Source organism: Streptococcus sp. FSL R7-0248 (genome assembly GCF_037967965.1).
Classification (GTDB): Bacteria; Bacillota; Bacilli; order Lactobacillales; family Streptococcaceae; genus Streptococcus.
In genome coordinates, this window is record NZ_CP150201.1 from 2,004,227 (window position 1) to 2,028,386 (window position 24,160).

A 24,160-nucleotide genomic window follows, 5' to 3' on the forward strand; every position below is an offset into this window, starting at 1 on the left:
TCAAGAAACCAAATCGTTGTCAATATGTCTCAGTTACTTTCTTTGGATAAGTCCTCGAGCTATTAGTATTAGTCCGCTACATGTGTCACCACACTTCCACTTCTAACCTATCAACCTGATCATCTCTCAGGGCTCTTACTGATATAAAATCATGGGAAATCTCATCTTGAGGTGGGCTTCACACTTAGATGCTTTCAGCGTTTATCCCTTCCCTACATAGCTACCCAGCGATGCTCTTGGCAGAACAACTGGTACACCAGCGGTAAGTCCACTCTGGTCCTCTCGTACTAGGAGCAGATCCTCTCAAATTTCCTACGCCCGCGACGGATAGGGACCGAACTGTCTCACGACGTTCTGAACCCAGCTCGCGTGCCGCTTTAATGGGCGAACAGCCCAACCCTTGGGACCGACTACAGCCCCAGGATGCGACGAGCCGACATCGAGGTGCCAAACCTCCCCGTCGATGTGAACTCTTGGGGGAGATAAGCCTGTTATCCCCAGGGTAGCTTTTATCCGTTGAGCGATGGCCCTTCCATGCGGAACCACCGGATCACTAAGCCCGACTTTCGTCCCTGCTCGAGTTGTAGCTCTCGCAGTCAAGCTCCCTTATACCTTTACACTCTGCGAATGATTTCCAACCATTCTGAGGGAACCTTTGGGCGCCTCCGTTACCTTTTAGGAGGCGACCGCCCCAGTCAAACTGCCCGTCAGACACTGTCTCCGATAGGGATAACCTATCTGGGTTAGAGTAGCCATAACACAAGGGTAGTATCCCAACAACGCCTCACTCGAAACTGGCGTCCCGAGGTCATAGGCTCCTACCTATCCTGTACATGTGGTACAGATACTCAATATCAAACTGCAGTAAAGCTCCATGGGGTCTTTCCGTCCTGTCGCGGGTAACCTGCATCTTCACAGGTACTAAAATTTCACCGAGTCTCTCGTTGAGACAGTGCCCAAATCATTACGCCTTTCGTGCGGGTCGGAACTTACCCGACAAGGAATTTCGCTACCTTAGGACCGTTATAGTTACGGCCGCCGTTTACTGGGGCTTCAATTCATACCTTCGCTTACGCTAAGCACTCCTCTTAACCTTCCAGCACCGGGCAGGCGTCACCCCCTATACATCATCTTACGATTTAGCAGAGAGCTGTGTTTTTGATAAACAGTTGCTTGGGCCTATTCACTGCGGCTGACCATAAGTCAGCGCCCCTTCTCCCGAAGTTACGGGGCCATTTTGCCGAGTTCCTTAACGAGAGTTCTCTCGCTCACCTGAGGCTACTCGCCTCGACTACCTGTGTCGGTTTGCGGTACGGGTAGAGTATAATTAACGCTAGAAGCTTTTCTCGGCAGTGTGACATCACTAACTTCGCTACTAAACTTCGCTCCCCATCACAGCTCAATGTTATAGATATAAGCATTTGACTCATATCACACCTCACTGCTTGGCCAGACACTTCCAATCGTCTGGTTTAGTTAGCCTACTGCGTCCCTCCATCACTATATACTCTAGTACAGGAATATCAACCTGTTGTCCATCGGATACACCTTTCGGTCTCTCCTTAGGTCCCGACTAACCCAGGGCGGACGAGCCTTCCCCTGGAAACCTTAGTCTTACGGTGGACAGGATTCTCACCTGTCTTTCGCTACTCATACCGGCATTCTCACTTCTATGCGCTCCAGCACTCCTCACGGTACACCTTCTTCGCACATAGAACGCTCTCCTACCATACCTATAAAGGTATCCACAGCTTCGGTAATATGTTTTAGCCCCGGTACATTTTCGGCGCAGGGTCACTCGACTAGTGAGCTATTACGCACTCTTTGAATGAATAGCTGCTTCTAAGCTAACATCCTAGTTGTCTGTGCAACCCCACATCCTTTTCCACTTAACATATATTTTGGGACCTTAGCTGGTGGTCTGGGCTGTTTCCCTTTCGACTACGGATCTTAGCACTCGCAGTCTGACTGCCGATTATATCTCGTTGGCATTCGGAGTTTATCTGAGATTGGTAATCCGGGATGGACCCCTCACCCAAACAGTGCTCTACCTCCAAGAGACTTAACATCGACGCTAGCCCTAAAGCTATTTCGGAGAGAACCAGCTATCTCCAAGTTCGTTTGGAATTTCTCCGCTACCCACAAGTCATCCAAGCACTTTTCAACGTGCCCTGGTTCGGTCCTCCAGTGAGTTTTACCTCACCTTCAACCTGCTCATGGGTAGGTCACATGGTTTCGGGTCTACGACATGATACTAATGCGCCCTATTAAGACTCGGTTTCCCTACGGCTCCGTCTCTTCAACTTAACCTCGCATCATATCGTAACTCGCCGGTTCATTCTACAAAAGGCACGCTCTCACCCATTAACGGGCTCGAACTTGTTGTAGGCACACGGTTTCAGGTTCTATTTCACTCCCCTCCCGGGGTGCTTTTCACCTTTCCCTCACGGTACTGGTTCACTATCGGTCACTAGAGAGTATTTAGGGTTGGGAGATGGTCCTCCCAGATTCCGACGAGATTTCTCGTGTCTCGCCGTACTCAGGATACTGCTAGGTATAAAGACTATTTCGAATACGAGGCTATTACTCTCTTTGGCCTACCTTCCCAGGTAGTTCTTCTATAATCTTTAAGTCCACGTTGCAGTCCTACAACCCCGAAGAGTAAACTCTTCGGTTTGCCCTCTTGCCGTTTCGCTCGCCGCTACTAAGGCAATCGCTTTTGCTTTCTCTTCCTGCAGCTACTTAGATGTTTCAGTTCACTGCGTCTTCCTCTACATTACCTTAACAGTAATGAGTGACAGGCATTACCTGCCGGGTTCCCCCATTCGGACATCTCTGGATCATTGCTCACTTACAGCTCCCCAAAGCATTTCGTCGTTAGTCACGTCCTTCATCGGCTTCTAGTGCCAAGGCATCCACCGTGCGCCCTTATTAACTTAACCTTATTTTGGTCTTTCGACCTAACTCATTAAATATTCACAGCGTTTCGGTTTATTTTCTTGTTACTATCTATATGTAATTAATTACATATGGAATTTGATATAGATATTCAATTTTCAATGGACAATACTTGAATCTTTCGATTCAATGGAGCCTAGCGGGATCGAACCGCTGACCTCCTGCGTGCAAAGCAGGCGCTCTCCCAGCTGAGCTAAGGCCCCACAAGACCTCTCAAAACTAAATAAGAAACTCAAGTACATTCCGTTTTTCCTTAGAAAGGAGGTGATCCAGCCGCACCTTCCGATACGGCTACCTTGTTACGACTTCACCCCAATCATCTATCCCACCTTAGGCGGCTGGCTCCAAAAGGTTACCTCACCGACTTCGGGTGTTACAAACTCTCGTGGTGTGACGGGCGGTGTGTACAAGGCCCGGGAACGTATTCACCGCGGCGTGCTGATCCGCGATTACTAGCGATTCCGACTTCATGTAGGCGAGTTGCAGCCTACAATCCGAACTGAGATTGGCTTTAAGAGATTAGCTTGCCGTCACCGACTCGCAACTCGTTGTACCAACCATTGTAGCACGTGTGTAGCCCAGGTCATAAGGGGCATGATGATTTGACGTCATCCCCACCTTCCTCCGGTTTATTACCGGCAGTCTCGCTAGAGTGCCCAACTGAATGATGGCAACTAACAATAGGGGTTGCGCTCGTTGCGGGACTTAACCCAACATCTCACGACACGAGCTGACGACAACCATGCACCACCTGTCACCGATGTACCGAAGTAACTTTCTATCTCTAGAAATAGCATCGGGATGTCAAGACCTGGTAAGGTTCTTCGCGTTGCTTCGAATTAAACCACATGCTCCACCGCTTGTGCGGGCCCCCGTCAATTCCTTTGAGTTTCAACCTTGCGGTCGTACTCCCCAGGCGGAGTGCTTAATGCGTTAGCTGCGGCACTGAATCCCGGAAAGGATCCAACACCTAGCACTCATCGTTTACGGCGTGGACTACCAGGGTATCTAATCCTGTTCGCTCCCCACGCTTTCGAGCCTCAGCGTCAGTTACAGACCAGAGAGCCGCTTTCGCCACCGGTGTTCCTCCATATATCTACGCATTTCACCGCTACACATGGAATTCCACTCTCCCCTTCTGCACTCAAGTTTGACAGTTTCCAAAGCGAACTATGGTTAAGCCACAGCCTTTAACTTCAGACTTATCAAACCGCCTGCGCTCGCTTTACGCCCAATAAATCCGGACAACGCTCGGGACCTACGTATTACCGCGGCTGCTGGCACGTAGTTAGCCGTCCCTTTCTGGTAAGCTACCGTCACAGTGTGAATTTTCCACTCTCACACTCGTTCTTGACTTACAACAGAGCTTTACGATCCGAAAACCTTCTTCACTCACGCGGCGTTGCTCGGTCAGGGTTGCCCCCATTGCCGAAGATTCCCTACTGCTGCCTCCCGTAGGAGTCTGGGCCGTGTCTCAGTCCCAGTGTGGCCGATCACCCTCTCAGGTCGGCTATGTATCGTCGCCTAGGTGAGCCGTTACCTCACCTACTAGCTAATACAACGCAGGTCCATCTTGTAGTGGAGCAATTGCCCCTTTCAAATAAATGACATGTGTCATCCATTGTTATGCGGTATTAGCTATCGTTTCCAATAGTTATCCCCCGCTACAAGGCAGGTTACCTACGCGTTACTCACCCGTTCGCAACTCATCCAAGAAGAGCAAGCTCCTCTCTTCAGCGTTCTACTTGCATGTATTAGGCACGCCGCCAGCGTTCGTCCTGAGCCAGGATCAAACTCTCATTAAAAATTTAATAATTGTTCGAGCGTTAACTCATTACCGTCGTCTGACGATTTATTCTTGTAAATTGACAGGTTATAATTTCTTCTATCATAACCCTGCACTTGGTTTCTTATTCAGTTCTCAAAGGTCTTTGTCTCTCTTAAGACAACTCCTATATTCTAGCAAATCTAGAATACCTTGTCAACACTTTTTTGAAGTTTTTTTACTTCTCGTGTCCGCCGTCCCTTCCGAAACAGCTTATTTATAATATCATCTCTGACTTATCTTGTCAATAACTTTTTTAAAGTTTTGGAACCTTTTCAAGTTTGTGGCAAGTCTGTTAAGACAACTTTTATATTCTAACACCCAATTTAGTTCTTGTCAATAGGGTTTTTGAAAAAAATAAAGCAGTACAATCATGTACTGCTAAATAAATTATTTAAAAATTTCTTTTACTTGCATTATAACCATATTTTTCAATGAAATCTTGGCGAAACTCAAGTAAATTGTCATCTATAATAGCTTGTCGTACCTTGGCCATTAAATTTACCAAGAAGTAGAGATTATGGTAACTTGTCAGGCGAATTCCAAACGTTTCATCTGCTTTCAACAAATGTCTCACATAAGCACGTGTGTAATTCTTACATGTATAACAATCACACTCAGGATCTATAGGGCTAAAATCTTCTGCATACGCCGCATTTTTAACCACGAGACGCCCTTGACTCGTCATACAAGTTCCGTTTCGAGCAATTCGAGTTGGAAGAACACAATCATACATATCAACGCCACGGATAACACCATCAATTAAACTATCTGGTGCTCCTACACCCATAAGATAACGTGGTTTATTCTCAGGAAGCAAAGGTACAGTAAAGTCTAGAACCGCATTCATCTCTTCATGAGTTTCTCCAACCGCAAGACCTCCAATTGAATAACCTGGAAAATCCATAGAAACCAAATCCTGTGCAGATTGTCTACGAAGGTCTTCAAAACCTGCTCCCTGCACAATTCCAAATAGGCCTTGATCATGTGGGCGACGGTGTGCTTTTAGCCCTCGTTCTGCCCAACGACTTGTCCGTTCAATAGAATTTTTCACATAATCGTATGGTTGGTAAAATTGAGGACATTCGTCAAAGCTCATCATAATATCTGAACCGAGATTGTTCTGAATCGAGATCGCTTTTTCAGGAGATAAAAACATCTTACTTCCATTAAGGTGATTTTTAAATGTTACACCTTCTTCAGAAATATTGCGTTTTTCTGCCAATGAATAAACTTGGAAACCACCGCTATCTGTAAGAATCGCTTGGTCCCAATTCATGAATTTATGGAGTCCTCCAGCTTTAGCAACGAGCTCATCACCAGGTCTTAGCCATAAATGATAGGTATTGGCCAAAATAATCCCTGAACCCATCTGTTTTAATTCTTCAGGAGATTGCGTTTTTACTGTAGCTTGGGTGCCTACAGGCATAAACATCGGCGTTGGAAAGGTCCCATGAGGCGTGATAATTTCCCCCAGGCGTGCTCCTGTGTGTTTTTCTTTCTTTATAAGACGATATTTAATAGGAAAATCAGTCATTTATACTCCTTACATTAGGAAAAACAGTCCTAAGTATTTTTTAGTCAGTGGTCATTATACACAACCGCTTTAGTTTATCAAAAATTACAAGAATTGTCAGCTCTATATTTTCAAACTCTCGATGAATAGCATCAAACATCAACACTAACATTCATAGCAAACAAAAAAACAACAGTCTCGAGCACTGTTGCTTTCAATAATGTCTTAAGCTGAAAGAACTTTACGTCCTTTACGACGACGAGCTGCAAGAACACGACGTCCATTTTTAGTTGACATACGGTGACGGAATCCGTGTTTACGTTGACGACGGATTTTACTTGGTTGATAAGTACGTTTCACGTTGAATACCTCCTGATAGATTTTCGTATTCGTTTAGCCGGCTATTTTTGATCAGTTACTAAACATACCATACTATTTTATAGCAATAGCTTAATCTTGTCAAGAATTACTTAGATATTAATTTTATTATATCTTTGAAACCCTTAGGCTGGTGATAATTGTAGACCACATTACTATCCCTATATCATCGCTTGCTCATAACGTTCTTGCTATTTTAGCTATTTTCTTGAGCACCTCTTTTCGCTTATGGTCACCCATATACTCAACAGGTGAAACCTGGGTAACTTTGACTGATTTAATACCACAAGGTTTTAGGACTTGAAATTTTAGAACTTTGCTATAATCTTGAACTAAAGGTAGAATAATTTTCGGTGTATTGTGGGTTGTAATAATCCAAGCTTTCCCAGTCAGATAACCATCCAATCCACGGGGTGTATTTTCATAGGCAAAACCAGCAACAAAGACGCGTTCAATAAATCCTTTCAAGATAGCCGGCATTCCACTCCACCAAATTGGAAAAATAAAAATCAACTGATCTGCCCAAATTATTAAATCTCGATAGTCTTTCATAGCTACATCGTGCGCTAAGTCTCTTCTCCTATGCGTTGTATCAAAGCGTAAAACAGGATCGAACCGCTCTTTATACAAATCTAGAACCTTTAACTCATGTTTAGACGATAAATTCTCCTTGACTGTCTCTAGTATAGAGGCATTGTACCCCTTGTCGTTTGGATGTGCGTAGATAATTAAAGTTTTCATTGTTTAGCTCCTTTAACGTAGATGTCTAACATAGTACTAACAGTCTCTTTAATAGTGTTACTATTGAAATTATCACCAATAGGACTCCTTACCAAAACAGCTAATCCAGTAATAAAACTCCAGATATGAACTAATATTTCTGTCTCACTACCAGAAATGTTCATTTCACTTTTTAGCTTCAAAACCACACTCTTAAAGTGCTCAAATCCTGGTAAATGGGCATTAACAGAGATACTGTTCTGGGTTAGTTCCATATAATTGAAAGGAAACTTAATAAATAAGGCCTCAAAACTGTTTGTTTCTTTTTGAGCAAATTCCACAAAATTACACCCCATTAATACTAAGTGATCCCTTACATCAAGAGGAGAGTCTATTCCTTGTGTCAGATACTTCAAAAAGATCTCGGATAAACGCTCTAAAACTACCTGAAGATATACACCCTTATTTTCAAAGTGCTTATAGGGTGCTCCATGGGTGATCCCGCATCTTTGAGCCACCGTTCGGATAGATAGTTGATCAATCCCTCTTATTCTTATCTCCTCAATTCCAGTTGTGATTAACTTTTCCTTCAATTCAGCAGTATTACGTTTCATTTTGACTCCTATTTGCATATTAGTAGACAGCGATTACTTTTTATTAAAGTATACACCGTCTACTTTTGATTGTCAAAAAAACTAGCCTTCAATTAAGACTAGTTTCTGTAAGCAATAACGCTATTCTAATTATACTTTTGTCACAACAACGTAACGATTAGGATCGTCCCCTTCCGAGTGACTTTCAACCCCTTCAATTTGAGAAAGTGCCTTATGGATAATTTTTCGTTCGCTATTCGTCATTGGATCCATAACATACTCTCGGCCTGTTTCTTTTACTTTAGCTGCTGTTTTTTCTGCTAAATCAATCAAAGTCTCTGTGCGCTGCTCCAAATAATCACGAACATTAAGAACAACACTAAAGCGTTTAGAATGACGATCGTGCAAATAATTTTGCGCTAAAAGTTGTAAAGACTTGAGAACCTTGCCATGATAACCGATAACACGACCAGGCTGGTCTGTTTCAATCTGAATGATAATATTGCGACGATTGTGACTAACCTCTAGGCTAGCATCAACATCCATTTCATAGATAATTTTTTCGAGATAAGATAAAACATCATCTGCAGCTGCTTGAATATCTTCTAAATTATTTTCAGAAGAATCATCCGAACTAAACTCAGATGCCACAAAATCACTGAAATCTCCTTCTGGAGTTTCCAAAGTCTGAACTTTAGCGATTGATTCTAGTTGAGGTTCAAGCGAACTTGCCATAAATTCTGTAGCATCCTCTTCTGATGACTCACGTTTAACAGATAGAGGAATAATTGTTGCCTTTGGTTGCTCCTGTTTCTTATCTAGCAGCTCTTCACCAAGGTGCTCTGTAGACACTGGTTGCTTTAAGTTTTCTTGTGTAATTTCCTTATTATCTGAAACCGTAACGAGTTTTGTCACTTTATTGAAAGCAATCGTTTCGTCTTTTGGACTTGCGACAGAATCGTCGAATTGTTTTATAGCATCAGGAGCCACTTTAACGGTGTTTTGATCTGCTTCATGAGCTATCTTTTCATTTATTGGTTCAACGCTAACTCGAGCTGGCTTCTTTCCGAACCCTAAAAAACCTTTTTTCTCACGAGAAATAACCTTAATATGAGCCTTCATACGGGGTAAATTAAGATCTTTCAAACCTTTTTCAATAGCTTGTTCGACTGTTCGTCCAGAATAGACAACCATAATAAGCCTCCTTATTTACGTTTATGCGCCTTTTTCTTGGCACGACGAATCTTAGCTTTACGTTCTTTTTCTTCCGCTTCCAAACGATTACGCTCTTCGATGATTTTAAACGGATTATTAAAAACCAAAATCTGAATAACTTGGAAGGCGTTTGAAACCGCCCAATAAAGTGCTACCCCTGAAGAAATCTGAGTTCCAAACCAGAAAATAAAGATTGGAAGCATGATATTCATAACAAGAAGCATTGCACTACGATCTTTAGCTGCCTTATTGGTCAACCAAGTTGAAAGGAAGGTGAAAGCAGCCGCCAAAATCGGAAGAATAAAGTAAGGGTCTTTCTGACCTAGGTCAACCCAGAGGAATGTTCCTTCTCGCAATTCTGGCACTCGCGTGAGTGCTCCATAAAGAGCCATCAAAATAGGAAATTGAATCAAGAGAGGAACAAAGCTTGCGTAAGGATTTACACCATGCTCTTTATAAAGATCTTGTTGTGCATAAGCAAGAGCTTCACGATTCTCGCGTCCAGGATACTCACTCTGCAAGCGACGTAACTCTGGCTGCAACTCTTGTAGTTCACGGCTTGACTTAATTTGGCGATTATAAAGAGGAATCATTACCGCACGAATTAAGATCGTGAAAATGATAATCCCTAATCCAATGGAACCTCCGAATGAGAGCCCTTGAATAGCCTTCCCAAACATTAAAATGAGACGTTCCCAAAGGCCTGTAGAATGACTTGTAACATCACTTCGTCCACATGCGGACAAAAGTAAGAGAACTCCTGCACCTAAAACAGATAAATTAAGTTTTTTCTTCACTAAAAACTCCTTTTTAATACGATAAAGAACTGCTTGCTTCCATTCATTAAGACTATCTCAAAAATCAGGAATGATCTTAGTTTATCCTACAATGTAAAGAAGCAAAATAATTTTCTAGTCCTTATATAACTTTGCTATTTTTAAGACATGAACGAGATTGCTATAAATGTCTTGATAACTTAAGTCTTCGACACCTTTACGAGCAATAACGACAAAATCTTGATGTTCTAACTGAGATGACATGTCCATCAGTGCATGTCGTAGACGACGTTTTACCCGATTCCGAGTAACCGCATTACCAAGACGCTTACTGACCGACAAACCTACTCTAAAATGAGGTAGATCACGATCCAGACAGTAGACAACAAATTTTCGATTAGCAACACTGTGTCCCGCATCAAATAATGCTTTAAAGTCTTTCTCTTTCTTAACGCGATAAGATTTTTTCAAAATACGACTCCAAACTCAAAATTAGTACTATTATATCATAAATAGCAAAAAAGCCCAAAACCTTATGGTTAGGGCCTTAGAGACTTATTTTTTTAGAGCTTTTTGAGCTTCTTTGATTTGCCATTTAACCTGGTCAAAACCAGTTCCACCAAGGGAATGACGACGTTCAACAGCTGTATGAGATTTAAGCGTCTCATAGATGTCCTCTTCAATTAAATCCGAAACTTCTTGATAACGTTCGAGAGGAACATCCTGAAGATAATAACCAGCTTTGGTACACTCAAGGACAAGTTTTCCAACAATCTCATGTGCTTCACGGAATGGAAGTCCTTTAGACGCAAGATAATCAGCCAACTCTGTAGCATTTGAAAAATCTTTCTCTGTTGATTCTGCCATATGCTTGTCGTTAACAGTCATTGTATTGAGCATACCTGCGAGAATATCAATAGCAACAGTAATCGTTTCTACCGTATCAAACATACCTTCTTTATCTTCTTGGAGATCTTTATTGTAGGCTAAAGGTAATGACTTCATCACAGTCAATAATCCAATCAGATTGCCATAGACACGACCTGATTTTCCACGAATTAGTTCTGCCATATCTGGGTTTTTCTTTTGAGGCATAATGGAAGAGCCTGTTGAAAAAGTATCTGATAGAGTCACAAACTTAAACTCGTTAGAACACCAGTTAATGATTTCTTCACAAATACGTGTCATATGCATCATTAGAATACTTGAGTTTGACAAGAATTCGAGAATAAAGTCACGATCAGAAACAGCATCCAAGGAATTGCTATATGGATTTGCGAAGCCCATTAAGTCAGATGTCATATTACGATCAATTGGGAAAGTTGTTCCTGCCAGTGCAGCAGCTCCAAGTGGAGAAATATCCGTATGCTTGATATTAAATTCAAAACGTTCGGCATCACGTGTAAACATGTTGTAATAAGCCATCAAGTGGTGACCAAAAGAAATCGGTTGTGCATGCTGCAAGTGGGTGTAGCCTGGCATAATTGTGTAGGTATGTTTGTCTGCTAGGTTGACTAAAGTACCACGTAAATTATCAAGCTTCTCAATAACTTCCACTAATTTAGCTTTCAGATACAAGTGCATATCCGTTGCCACTTGGTCGTTACGTGAACGTGCTGTATGAAGTTTTCCCGCTACTGGTCCAATTTTAGCTGTTAAAAGGCTCTCCATATTCATATGAATATCTTCATTGGAAACATCGAATTCTAGTTTACCAGCCTTATATTCCTCAAGCAGCTCTTCCAATCCCTGTTTAATTTGTAAAGCTTCCTCTTTGGTAATAATTCCTGTCTCACCAAGCATAGTGACATGGGCAATAGACCCTTTAAGGTCAAACTCTGCCATCTTTTGGTCAAAGGAGATTGAAGCACCAAATTCTTCTACCCATTTTTCAAGACTAGCTTCGAACCGACCGCCCCATAGTTTATGATTTTCTGCCATAGTTTTATTTTGAAGATTTCCCTACACTGAGATAATCTTCCATCCTTTCTTAATACTTATAACAAGTAACGACCTCTTGGGTCACAATAACTTAAATGAAAAAAGCTAGATAGTATTTGTCTAGCTTAATTTGTCTCTCTGGACACTTGTTTTCCTAAATCCCGATCTCAGTCGTAGTTTATTTAGGCTCGTGACGCTTCTCAGAACGCCTTAACGATAATAATATAAGTTATAAGAAAAGAGTATCAGATGTGGCTCCCTGTCCACTTTTATCTGATATTAAGAATTTTCCTTCTCATATCCTGCTTTTCTTATGAAATCTGTCATTAATTGTCAAACGGATGGTTAACTTGAGAATTTACCTGTGTTGGAAGCCCCCAAAGCTTGATAAATCCAATCGCAGCATCCTGATCAAAGCTGTCCGCTGATGTGTAAGTAGCCAAGTTTTCATCATACAATGAATTAGCTGATTGACGTGCTACAACCTGAGCATGCCCTTTATAAAGTTTGACTTTAGCGATACCATTAACAACTTTTTGTGTTTCCTTAATATAAGCAATGATAGCTTGTGTTGCCGGGCTAAACCACAAAGCATTGTAGATAAGGTTTGACAATTCATTTTCAAGAATTGGTTTGAAATGAGAAACTTCACGTACCAAAGTTAGGTCCTCAATTTCTTTATGAGCTGTCAAAAGCGCAATAGCTCCTGGGCATTCATAAATTTCACGTGACTTGATACCCACAAGACGATTCTCAACGTGGTCGATACGTCCAACACCATGCTTGCCAGCAATAACATTCATTTCTTGGATAAGGTCAGCCAATTTCATTTCTTTACCGTTAAGGGCAACTGGTTTCCCTTCTTTAAAGGTTACATCGACATATTCAGCTTCATCTGGTGCAGACTCTGGTGAATTGGTAATTCCAAAAGCTTCTTCTGGAGCTTGATTCCAAGGATTTTCAAGAACACCACACTCGTTAGCACGTCCCCAAAGGTTTTGATCGACTGAGTAAGGATTATCAAGGTCTGCTGGAACTGGAACACCATTAGCCTTAGCATACTCAATTTCTTCCTCACGAGACCATTTCCATTCACGCACTGGCGCTACTACTTTAAGACTTGGATCTAGGGCAGCAATGGCAACTTCGAAACGAACTTGGTCATTACCTTTACCAGTACAACCGTGAGCGATAGTTGTTGCTCCTGTTTCATGAGCAATCTCAACTAATTTTTTAGCAATGATTGGACGGCTAAGCGCTGAAACCAAAGGATATTTTTGTTCATAGTAAGCGTGAGCCTGAAGTGCTGGAAGTACATAGTCTTCAGCAAACTCGTCTTTGACATCAAGCACGTATGACTCGATAGCTCCAACTGTCAAAGCTTTGTCATGGATGAACTCAAGATCTTTACCCTCACCGACATCCATACAAACAGCGATAACATCGTAATCTTTTTTAAGCCATGTAATAGCGACTGAGGTATCAAGACCTCCCGAATAGGCAAGAATAACTTTCTCTTTTGACATAATATTTTCTCTTTTCTTATATTTTCTTGCGGTTGCTATCTCTATCAACCTTACGAGATTTATTATATTGCATATTTATTCACTTGTCAACAGTTTTTTGTTATTTTTTTATATTTATTTCGCTTTTATTTGTTTTTATTTATTATTTCGACCCAAAAAGTGCGTAATCCTTAATTTTTATTCAATTTTATGCAAAGAATGGTGGAAAATAAAAAAACACTCTTGAAACGATACAAATAGATTCAAAAGCATCTTTAACTATTTATCTTCTAAAATGCCAAAAGGCCTGTACAAAGTACAGACCTTTTGAACAACAGCATCATCGGTAGAGAACACAACAGCAATTTTAGATAGAATGAATGAGGGAAATTATTATGTTTAAGGGACTAACTTAAACCATACATTCTTCTTGCTCTCTAACCTTGATTACATTATAGCATGCAATCCCAAAATGTATATCTTCATTTCCTAAAATGTCGAATTTCACTCACAGAATGTATTTTTTATCCTAATCTGCACTAATCCCCTTAAAAACAAAAAAGGCTTGATTTCTCAAGCCTATTAATTTCTATAAAAAAGATATGTAATTGGACGAGCGGCCAATAAAAAATGGGGATTAGGAAAAAGTTATATAAAAGTACATTATTTATTTTCATAAAGTGTATGTAGATTTCAATAAGATTGACGATGTCTCATTTCCGAATCACATATCTTGATTACATAATAACTTTTTTCAATTTAATTGTCTACACGATTTCATAGAATGTCGTTTTTTCATCCTGAACTGCATTTTTTTTTAGTTATTTTTTTATAAATCTCTAAATTCCATCACTAAAGGACATCTATTTTGTGTTTTTACAGAATTTGCTCACCTATAAGATAATCAATCACCTATAAAATAAACACATGCTTTTTTAGACTAAAAAGAACATTAGTCGATGACTAATGTTCTTTTACATCTGACCATTTTTTAAGCAAGGCCTTCATTTTCAAACGTGAAACTGGACAAGAATCGCCATTCTCAAAGTAAATCATCAACTGACTCTTATCAATACGAGAAATATTATCCAAATTAACTAAAAACGAACGATGACAAGAAAAGAGTTTTTTATTCACCGAAGTAATATCTCCAAGATTGGCATAAAACTCCAAACGCTCTGTTTTGGTAATCAGCATCACCTTATGAGGTGTTACCGCAGTCGCAAAATAATAAATATCTCTCATAGGGACTTGGATTCGAGACTGTGCTGTTTCAAACACAAATATCTCATCATCATCCACATCTCCAACTTTTTGATTTACAAAAGTCAATGTTTGTTTTAGTTGTTGTTTGAACTCTGCATTAGAAACTGTCTTATCAATAAAATCTAACGCAGAAACCTTGTATTTAAAACTAATCGGTGCAAACTCTGAGTGAGTTGTCACAAAAATAATAACCGCATTAGCATCTTGTTGGCGAATTTCTGAGGCGACTTCTAGCCCCTTCTTTCGCTCACCATCAATATCAATATCCAAAAGGAAAACCTGATGGTTACCCTTCTCGTTGATACTGGACAATAGTTTGTGGGGTTTAGAAAAAACTTCAAGTTTTCGTACGGAAAACGTGCCCTCTGAAACCAATTCTCTGATGATGTCACTAATACGTGTTTGCTGCATTAAGTCATCTTCTAAAATGTAAATATTCATATTAGGGCCTCATTTCTAGTATTTGCATCATTTTATGATTCTGACTACGGACAGAGAAGGACGTATTCGGATAACGTTCCAAGATATCTTGAACAGCATTAACACCTATACCACCCTCAGGATGAGGAGTCTGGGTACTCATCATTGAAAGTGGAACTTGCTCATCTGCAATTGTACTTTCAATAATAAAACTCTGGCAATCTTCTTCATCAAAATAGGCCAGACTAATGAAACCCTCACTGGCTTTACGAGCACCATCAATAGCATTATCCATGAGGTGACCCAAAACCACAGCTAAATCTAAATCAGTTAGATAGTTATGAGTCACTGGATCTGGAATCTCTGCATGAATATTGAGTCGATACATCTGAGCTTCATGATATTTTGATGAAAGTAGACTATGAATACTTGGGTTTTGGATATTATCCAAATCTGTGACCTGAGTCGAAAAGCTGTGCTGATCTCGATTGACATAAAGATCAACTAAATCTTTTTTGTAAGAACGAATATCTCCTGTTCTTTCGATATCTCTCAAATTATTAAGCAGAAAATTATAGTTAGAGCGAACATGCATCAAGTCTCTATACAAACCTTCCACCCTAGTATTCTCGTGCTTCAAATCATCAAGATAGTTGGCTTGCTTCATGGCCAAATCCTGCTCTATTTTTTCCTTAGCAAACTGGTTCACAGCTCCTAGTACAAAGAGGAGTAAGTAGAGATATCCCATTACCAATGGTACACGAAACCTACTCTCAAGATGTAACTCTGGAAAATAAGTATCAAATGTCGACACCAAAAAGATAACTAAATAATAAAGCAAAAGAAGCATGTTGACCAAACCCAGACGGTTCTTTTTTTCTTGTTGGGTCGCAACTTTCAAGATATCTGTAAAGTCTAGACGCAAAATAAAATCTACTATTCTGACCGTCAACATGACAAAGGAAAGTGGTACCATAGACCACCAAATATTGTTGTTTAAAGTAGCAGCAGTTATGCCAAGTATCGGCGGGAAGAAGAAGGTAGCCAAAAAACGTCTTGCCAAATCGACTAGTACCACCGGGTAAAAACCTAGAAAAAAGCGCTCTACAGAAGTGACACTTTTATTCAGTTGATAACTAAATGTCAATGTTACAATGGCTACTAAGGGAGGTACTATGCCTATGTAGCGTCCAATGAGTTGTCCCCAAATGCATAGAGCAACATCAAATAACAAATAAAGCATACGATTTTTAAGATTAGTGTTTTGCCCACCAATACGTAAGTAGATATCCCAAATGATGACAAACATCAAAATTTGAAATAAGATGTTACCCAGCATAGTTATCCTCCTTTCTACGATTATAGTCCTACCGTGACAATTTGATAGGTTTTAAATAATTCTTTTTTATTTGTTAAACCGATACCGTTTGACCAGCAAAACTGAGCAAAATCACGACTAATAGCCAGACTATCGTCTAGTTTAGGATCAGCTTCCTGGTTGGTATTCTCAAGAATAAAGCTGAGATTGCCATCCTCATTCTGTTGAATAAGGAAACCAATATCTGTCTCCGGTTCCTTGGCCCAAAGTTTTTCAGCTAAGTTCATGCAACGTTCTAAAACTCTAATAAGAACTGCAATATTTAAATTGTTAGGATAAGCATCAACGTTGACATCCAACCTAACGGTGATACCCTTTTGTTCCAAAGGAATGATTTGGTTTACAATCCAACTTCTTAATACCGGATAAGGAATCTCGAACAGAGGAGCCAACTTATCATTTAAGTCCAAATTATCAAGTTTAAGATGATTCAAATGCTCATGATAAACGGATAAAACCTCTGATAATTGATTTTTAGCCAATGGAGTCTCAAGAGCTACCAAAAGACTCTCAAAGTCTTTTTCAATAGGCTTTACTTTTGTAAAAAGATCCTCAATATGTTTATTATAGACTTCCAAGTTATAGACATAGGTCTCCACAGCTTCCTTACTACGTTCTCTGACAAATTTATGAGAATAGCGGTTCAAGGTTGTTACCATTAGGAGATAAACTGCCATTGCAATAAAAATTGGCCCTCCCACATTACTACCTGTTGATACCAAAATAGTACTACAAGTAATGTAGAGTGCAAAGGTCAGATCAACGGCTATCAACAGACGTTCACGACCACGTGAATAAATCAATTCCTTGACCTTATCAACATCTGAACTGGAAAGATAATTGATATAGAGAAAGAATGGGTAAATCAGTACAAAAGATAACAATTTGAGGAAGAAGTTTTCTTGAATATCACCCAAAGTCATATTTGTAAACAGATTATTGAATACATAAAATGGGGTAAAAGTCGCAAATAAATCTGTAAAAATAACCGAGAAAGCTCCAAAAAAGAGGCTTGCCCAGAGCGTCAAACGATGTTCCCGACGTTCCTTTAAGGCCAAAGCTAAAAAGATAAGAACTTGATAATAGAAGCCATCACCTTTACCAAGTGATACCACTATACCTAAGAGACTTAAACAAAATACTTTCCAGTAAGCTAGTTTGCTCCTTGTTAGTTTTTTATAAATAAACCAGGTAATATGAAAACTAATAATTTGAATAATACTATTTTCAAGGGATACCATGGTCCAAAGTTGTAAGTTCATGATAATATTTCCTGTTTATACTCAAGAGACATTTTCGTCATCTTCTTCAATGAGTTCTTGACCCGCCTTTTTCAAAATATCCTGATAGGTTTGTTCAATAAGGTCAAAATCCCCACTATCAATACTTGTCTGCATACTAATGAGTATGTTTTCATAATCATGTTTAAATGAGCGTACACTCTTATAGGCAGTTTCGATTTTTTCATTATAAGCTTCCAGACTCCTCAAATGCTCCTCTTGTTCTCTAAGAATTTTACTATCACGAACATCTTTACCGTAGGAAACAAAACGAACAAGAATATACATGTGTATAAGAAAACCAACCCAAATATAAATTTGAGGGTAACCCGGGAGGTAGGTCTGACTCAGGAGCAAGGAGAATATCTCCTGTTTAAAGAGGATAAGCAGATAACTGATAATTAAAATATGATCAACTTGCAAGAGCATGCTCTTATATTTACCCTGCAAGTCCTGATATGGTTCCTTAAAAAAGCTATCTAAACCGAACATTTTTTGCAAGCCTAGAAAGAAAGGAAGAACAACACTATCTACAGCCAAGATTCCTAAATGGTTTGGAACCAACTCGACCGGCTTATTAAAGAAAACTCGGAAAAGATAAAAACTAAAGAAACTTGTAATCAAGGTCCAAAAGACAGGGGCAAAGAAAGCATAAAAATACTTTTCTTCCCGTAAAGCCTGAGGTTTTTCAAGAAAAATAAAGACTAGGAGATAGATTGCATCTGGAATATCAATTTGCCATAGCACCTTGGCTAACCACTTAACGGCAGTTACTACGATTACATAAGGAATATAACGGTAAGTAAAAACATCTAGATAAGCCATTCTAGCTAAAATCACAAGATGTGAAACGACAACAACCAAAGCAATAAGACCATCAATCGCAAGTTGCATATGCTTTTCCCCTTTCTATTTTCCCTTATCCTCCACAAATATTATCTTTGATTTATCAATTATCCTGAAAAGAGAGGACCTGAGTAAAATGATGGTCACAACTACGAGTCTCAAGATTTACTTTTGGATAGCGATTAAGTATATCTGCGACCTTAGACAAACCAAGTCCTCGGCCTTCACCTTTGCTAGAAACCCCTTCATCAAAAATCCTTGACACAGGAATACGTTCTTCTCTGGTTGTATTATCAATAACCAAGATAAGATAACCTTGATTTTTAAAGAAGGATATGGTTAAAGTAGGATTTTCAGAATCCACTGCCGACTCAATAGCGTTGTTTAAGAAGACAGAAGAAATCACAACCAAATCTAAGGCCTCTATCTGAGTTGACGATATAACATCTGGTAACTCCAAATTGACCTTAATTCCTAAGTTCTCTGCCTCAAGCACTTTAGCAGAAAAGAGACTCTTGAGAGACGTGATTTCTAAGTTGATCAAACGTGACAATTCATAATTTGACAAAGTTAAGCTATTTCCAGATTTCTCTAAAAGCTCTGCATACTCTTGTTTCAAAGCAGGTAAGTCTCGACGTTGGATACTAACCTCCATTGTCTTAAGTCCTTCAAGATAATCCTTCTTCACCTGAGAAATATCATTATAGAGATTTTCTAAACGGTGGCTATATTCCTCTAAACTTTCCTCATGTCTAGCCATTTCTTCGGCCAACTGGTTTTTCACTCTTCTCTTAGAATAGATATTAAGCTGAGCAAAGAGCAAAATAAAGAGAATGGAGTAAACAATCGTAATACTGCCTGCTAAATAAATAAAGAGGCCTGTGTAAGGAAAGATGTTACTGGCATAGAAAATAATTAAAGATAAAACAATATAAGCCAGAGTAACCCCAACCAATAAGCGTTGCCTAACTTGGTAAGTATGGTTATTTCCCATAACATTGAGAGCACCAAAGTCAATAAAGAATACTTTGACAATCAGATGAAAAATTGGATAAATCAAGAGATAAGACAAAGCAATAAGTACTGGGGTGTCCTTGACCTGTAAATAATTAATTTGAAAAATCCATGGGAAAAAGTAAAGTTGAAGCAGTTTCGAGGTGACTTCAACAAAAACCCACGGCAAAAAGGTGAAAAGAAAAGAATTCTTTTCACTACTTGATATTTTATTTAAGAAAAGATAGCAGAACAAAAGTGCTAAGAGCGACCCTGTAATGCCTCCGACAAATAGAGAGAGTAAGAGACTCCCTGCGATAAACCAGCATTTACTCTTCCAAGTTTTGAGCAAAGCTGACATATCGTGACTAACAATTAAAATAGCCAATAGACGTAGAACCGTAAACAAAACGATCATCTCTAGACTCCCCCTTTCCTTTCAAAAATCAACCTACTTTATTGTAACATAAATATATAATTTAGCGTCATTCCTATTAGAAAAAGCTAAAAATATAAATTTATTTTTCTCGGTTAAGAACAATCAATTATTAATATGAGCGTCAGACCATTTCCCATATCCCTTACTTTTCATAAACATAAAAAAGAGCTTAGTTTTTCTAAGCTCTTTAACTGACTCATTACCTCTTTTTATGGGTACATGCCAATGACGTAGTAGAAATACCAACCAAATCTTCTCATAATGCTCACTCCTCCCTACTTTTTATTACCAATCTATTATAAAACTAATTTAAAGTTTTGAAAATGATGATATGATTACGAAATATCATCATTATATTACAAATACACTCTTAGTAATACCCCATTAATTGCTGATACATTGTTTATGTGCATTCGAAAACCCAACAATTGTTGGGTTTGTTTTTATAATGTTGCAAGAACTTGATCAATATGTTTGATTGATTTTTCACGACCGAGCAAGAAAATAGTGTCTGGCAATTCTGGACCGTGCATTTCTCCTGAAACAGCAATACGGATTGGCATGAAAAGGTTTTTCCCTTTGATTCCTGTTTCTTTTTGAACAGCCTTAATCTGAGGGAAAATGTTTTCAACAACAAACTCATCATCAGACATAGCTTCGAGTTTGGCTTTAAAAGCCTCAAGTACTGTTGGTACTGTTTCACCAGCCATAACTTCTTTTTCAGCATCTGTCAATTCTGGGAAATCTTCAAAGAAGAGATCTGTAAGAGGGACAATTTCTTCTGCAGCTGTCATTTGTGGTTTGTAGAGTTCCACTAATTTTTCAGCTTTATCTGTTAAACGACCAGCTTCTTCCAAGAAAGGTTTGCAAAGAGCAAAGACCTTATCGAAATCTGCATTCTTAATGTAGTCGTTACTCATCCAATCCAATTTCTTCTGATCAAAGGCCGCTGGTGACTTACTTAGACGGTTTTCATCAAAAAGTTTAATGAGTTCTTCACGAGAAAAGATTTCGTCTTCACCGCCAGGATTCCAACCAAGAAGAGCAATGAAGTTAAAGACTGCTTCTGGAAGGTAACCTTTTTTACGGTAGTCTTCGATAAACTGAAGGGTGTTAGTATCACGCTTAGACAACTTCTTACCAGTTTCAGAATTGATGATAAGGGTCATGTGTCCAAACTCAGGTGCTTCCCAGCCAAGAGCTTCATAAACCATGAGTTGTTTTGGTGTATTGGCAATATGGTCATCTCCACGGATAACGTGTGAGATTTGCATATCGTGGTCATCAATAACTACCGCAAAGTTGTAAGTTGGGTAACCATCTTTCTTCTGGATAACCCAATCGCCACCGATATTGCCACCTTCAAATTCGATATCTCCCTTAACGATATCATGCCATTTATAAATTCCTGACTCATTAACCGCCAAACGAACTGTAGGAACAATACCTGCCGCTTCACGTTCTGCGATGTAGGTAGCTTTTTCTTCTTCAGTCATACCAAGGAACTCGTTAATATAACGAGGTGTTTCACCTGCTGCTTCTTGACGTTCGCGCTCTGCAGCCAACTCTTCTTCAGTTACATATGACTTATAGGCTTTACCTTCTGCCAAAAGTTGATCAATATATTTTTGGTAAAGTGGCAAACGCTCTGATTGACGATAATTTGCATGTGTTTCAGGACTTTCATCCCAGTCAATCCCCAACCAACGCAAGTTATCAAGCTGTGAACGCTCACCATCTTCAACGTGACGTTTACGGTCAGTATCTTCAATACGGATAATGAAAGTACCGCCATGATGACGTGCATAGAGGTAATTAAACAATGCTGTACGGGCATTACCAATGTGTAGAAGTCCTGTTGGACTTGGTGCGTAACGAACGCGGATATCTTTAGCCAAGATAAATCTCCTTTTTATGTTTCATTCTTCAGTCTTTGGATACCTATTAAGCCTAAAGTCCTTCCCTTTGGAACAACCTTAAGACGATAAGTACCAGTAGGCAACTCTATCCCCCAAACTTTCCAAATAAAAATCTAGAAGCGAGTACCAATCTTTCTTATTATATCACAATCTAGGGGTGGTTCGAGAAATTTTGTTAAAAAAACGACTACCTAAAGGTAGACGTTTTCGATAGATTACTTAACGTGTTTGGCAAGATCTTTTTGAGCTTTGTCATTAGATTTCGCTCTTTCTTTAAGCCAATCTTTATAAGCTGAGTCGTATTGTTTCTTAGTTACAATATCATCTTGAGATTTAAGATACTTGAAGTAGTATGTAGAACCTTTATCACCAGCTTGAGCATATGCTCCTGAGAATGGCTTAATACGAGAAATTACAGCGGCTGCACCATTATAAGTAGTCGTTGGGATATAAAGTGCACTATCCGTCAACCATGCCTGAGCTTTTGCATATTTTTCATAACGAGCCGTCAAGTCTGTTGTTTCCTTAGAAGCATCATCAACCAATTGGTCATATTCTTTAAGACCTACTTTTTGAACCGCTTGACTATTTGGATCATCATAACCCATGAAAGATTTAGTATTTTCACTATTTGTAGTCTTCAAGACATCAAGATAAGTTGATGGATCAAGGTAATCAGGCTCCCAAGCCACACCTACTGACAAGTCCCAATCCTCTGCAGCTGCATTTGAAGCAGAGTATGTAATATTATAGAAATCATCAGTTGACAATTGGTGAAGATCAAGTACAACATTATCTTTTCCAAGAGCGGATTCAATAGATTGTTTAAGTGACTGCACTTGATTCACAAAGATTTTATTTGACTGATTGACAGGAACATCCAAATGGATTGGGAACTGAACCCCTTCTGCTTGAAGAGCTTCTTTAGCTTTAGCAAATTCAGCCTTAGCTTTTTCTGGATTATAAAGACCATCTTGACTATCTGCAAGATTCACACCAGACCACTCATCACCATAGCTTGGTAATTGATCCATTACCATAGTTCCGAAATCTTTACCATCTGCTTGAACAAAGTCTGGTTTAACATAGATATTACGAACGGCAGTACTACCACCCTCTTTACCGTTAAGTTGTGCAGCATAATTCGTACGGTCAATAGCAAAACCTAATGCTTGACGGAAATCTTTGTTAAGAAGAGCTGTCTTAGTTGATGTCTTTTGCTGGTCATTTTCTTTAGATGTATGACCATAAGTTTGACGATCGATATTAATACCGACACCTTCTACAGCTGCTCCAGGTTGTGTATAGAAAATATTGTCTTTGTACTGTTTTTCAACTTTAGAATAGTTTGAACTAGTTGGGTATAGACGAGCTAAGTTATAGACTCCATCTGTGAAGTTACGTTCCAAGGATTCTTGGTCTGTACCATCATCATAAGTCAATTTAACTGTATCAAAGTAGACATTATCCTTATCCCAATAGTTTTCATTCTTGGTGAACTCAATAGATGATTTCGTTGTCAAAGATTTAAGAAGGTATGGACCGTTATAGAGAATAGAAGTCGGATCTGTTGACTTACCAAAGTCTTTACCTTTAGATTTCAAGAATTCTCCATTAACAGGCCAAGTAACAGAGTAGGTCAATTTTGAATTCCAATAAGGTTCTGGTTGACTAAGCGTATATTGCAAGGTGTAATCATCAACAGCCTTGATACCTACATTTGAAAAGTCCTTGTTGGCACCTGAAAGGTAATCATTCAAGCCCTTAACTGAGTTTTGTAGCAAATAAATCGCTTCAGAATTTGTATCCGCAGCATGCTTAAGTCCTGTCACAAAGTCTTTAGCTGTTACATTGGCATATTCTTCGCCGTCTGAAGTGTACCATTTGATACCCTTACGAATCTTGTAAGTATAGGTCAAACCATCTTGAGAAACAGACCAGTTTTCAGCGACAGAAGGTTTTAGATTCCCGTATTGGTCATTTTCAAACAAACCATCAACACCGTTACTAACGGCTGTCGTCATATTTTTCTTATTTGTAGAAACATAGTCTAGGGTTGCAGGATCGCCACCGTAGACATAATTATAAGTCTTACCAGACGTCTTACTTGATGACGAGCAAGCCGTTAAAACACCTACAGATAACAGGCCTACGGCTGCCAGTAAAAATACCTTACTCTTTTTCATTCATTG

At 39.4% G+C, this 24,160-nt stretch carries 16 protein-coding genes, 1 tRNA gene and 2 rRNA genes; all 19 read right to left on the reverse strand.

The features are described 5' to 3' along the window. Positions 1–42: 42 nt before the first annotated feature. Positions 43–2,942 (reverse strand): 23S ribosomal RNA (locus NYE32_RS09235). A 146-nt stretch (positions 2,943–3,088) separates the two neighbouring features. Then, a tRNA-Ala gene (locus NYE32_RS09240) sits at positions 3,089–3,161 on the reverse strand. A gap of 54 nt (positions 3,162–3,215) precedes the next feature. Further along, positions 3,216–4,763 (reverse strand): 16S ribosomal RNA (locus NYE32_RS09245). The 16S and 23S rRNA genes sit together here with 1 tRNA gene alongside, the layout of an rRNA operon. A 414-nt stretch (positions 4,764–5,177) precedes the next feature. Then, positions 5,178–6,320 carry a tRNA guanosine(34) transglycosylase Tgt gene (gene tgt, locus NYE32_RS09250; protein ID WP_037600045.1) on the reverse strand — a complete coding sequence of 381 codons (1,143 nt, stop codon included), beginning with the start codon at positions 6,318–6,320 and terminating at the stop codon, positions 5,178–5,180. Between the two features lie 204 nt (positions 6,321–6,524). Further along, a complete protein-coding gene (gene rpmH / locus NYE32_RS09255; RefSeq protein WP_002885866.1) occupies positions 6,525–6,659 on the reverse strand; it encodes a 50S ribosomal protein L34 in 135 nt (44 codons plus the stop codon). A gap of 195 nt (positions 6,660–6,854) precedes the next feature. Next, complete coding sequence (locus NYE32_RS09260; protein ID WP_073690051.1) at positions 6,855–7,418, reverse strand: NAD(P)H-dependent oxidoreductase; 564 nt, start codon at positions 7,416–7,418, stop codon at positions 6,855–6,857. Beyond that, complete coding sequence (locus NYE32_RS09265; RefSeq protein ID WP_073690050.1) at positions 7,415–8,011, reverse strand: TetR/AcrR family transcriptional regulator; 597 nt, start codon at positions 8,009–8,011, stop codon at positions 7,415–7,417. The genes NYE32_RS09260 and NYE32_RS09265 overlap by 4 nt, the downstream gene beginning before the upstream one ends. Positions 8,012–8,140: 129 nt before the next feature. Further along, positions 8,141–9,184 carry an RNA-binding cell elongation regulator Jag/EloR gene (jag, locus tag NYE32_RS09270; RefSeq protein ID WP_073690049.1) on the reverse strand — a complete coding sequence of 348 codons (1,044 nt, stop codon included), beginning with the start codon at positions 9,182–9,184 and terminating at the stop codon, positions 8,141–8,143. An 11-nt stretch (positions 9,185–9,195) separates the two neighbouring features. After that, positions 9,196–10,002: a membrane protein insertase YidC gene (locus NYE32_RS09275; RefSeq protein ID WP_064523431.1), complete on the reverse strand. Its 807-nt coding sequence runs from the start codon at positions 10,000–10,002 to the stop codon at positions 9,196–9,198. A 114-nt stretch (positions 10,003–10,116) separates the two neighbouring features. After that, positions 10,117–10,452 (reverse strand): ribonuclease P protein component, encoded by a 336-nt coding sequence (rnpA, locus tag NYE32_RS09280; protein ID WP_002891957.1) that lies wholly within the window; start codon positions 10,450–10,452, stop codon positions 10,117–10,119. Between the two features lie 84 nt (positions 10,453–10,536). Beyond that, a complete protein-coding gene (argH, locus tag NYE32_RS09285) occupies positions 10,537–11,922 on the reverse strand; it encodes an argininosuccinate lyase (RefSeq protein ID WP_037600057.1) in 1,386 nt (461 codons plus the stop codon). A 326-nt stretch (positions 11,923–12,248) separates the two neighbouring features. Further along, a complete protein-coding gene (locus NYE32_RS09290) occupies positions 12,249–13,448 on the reverse strand; it encodes an argininosuccinate synthase (RefSeq protein WP_037598503.1) in 1,200 nt (399 codons plus the stop codon). A 942-nt stretch (positions 13,449–14,390) separates the two neighbouring features. Further along, on the reverse strand, positions 14,391–15,134 hold the full coding sequence (locus NYE32_RS09295) for a LytTR family DNA-binding domain-containing protein (RefSeq protein WP_049545218.1): 744 nt from the start codon (positions 15,132–15,134) through the stop codon (positions 14,391–14,393). A gap of 1 nt (position 15,135) precedes the next feature. Further along, complete coding sequence (locus tag NYE32_RS09300; protein WP_073686079.1) at positions 15,136–16,452, reverse strand: GHKL domain-containing protein; 1,317 nt, start codon at positions 16,450–16,452, stop codon at positions 15,136–15,138. Between the two features lie 20 nt (positions 16,453–16,472). Beyond that, entirely contained in the window at positions 16,473–17,753 is a 1,281-nt protein-coding gene (locus NYE32_RS09305) for a hypothetical protein (protein WP_049545216.1), read from the reverse strand. 21 nt (positions 17,754–17,774) lie between these two features. After that, positions 17,775–18,665, reverse strand: coding sequence for a hypothetical protein (locus tag NYE32_RS09310; protein ID WP_037600066.1), 891 nt, complete (start codon positions 18,663–18,665; stop codon positions 17,775–17,777). A gap of 55 nt (positions 18,666–18,720) precedes the next feature. Further along, entirely contained in the window at positions 18,721–20,028 is a 1,308-nt protein-coding gene (locus tag NYE32_RS09315) for a GHKL domain-containing protein (protein WP_049545215.1), read from the reverse strand. Positions 20,029–20,492: 464 nt separating this feature from the next. Then, positions 20,493–21,947 (reverse strand): glutamate--tRNA ligase, encoded by a 1,455-nt coding sequence (gene gltX / locus NYE32_RS09320; RefSeq protein ID WP_049545214.1) that lies wholly within the window; start codon positions 21,945–21,947, stop codon positions 20,493–20,495. Positions 21,948–22,183: 236 nt separating this feature from the next. Then, positions 22,184–24,154 (reverse strand): peptide ABC transporter substrate-binding protein, encoded by a 1,971-nt coding sequence (locus NYE32_RS09325; RefSeq protein WP_073689646.1) that lies wholly within the window; start codon positions 24,152–24,154, stop codon positions 22,184–22,186. Positions 24,155–24,160: the final 6 nt, after the last annotated feature.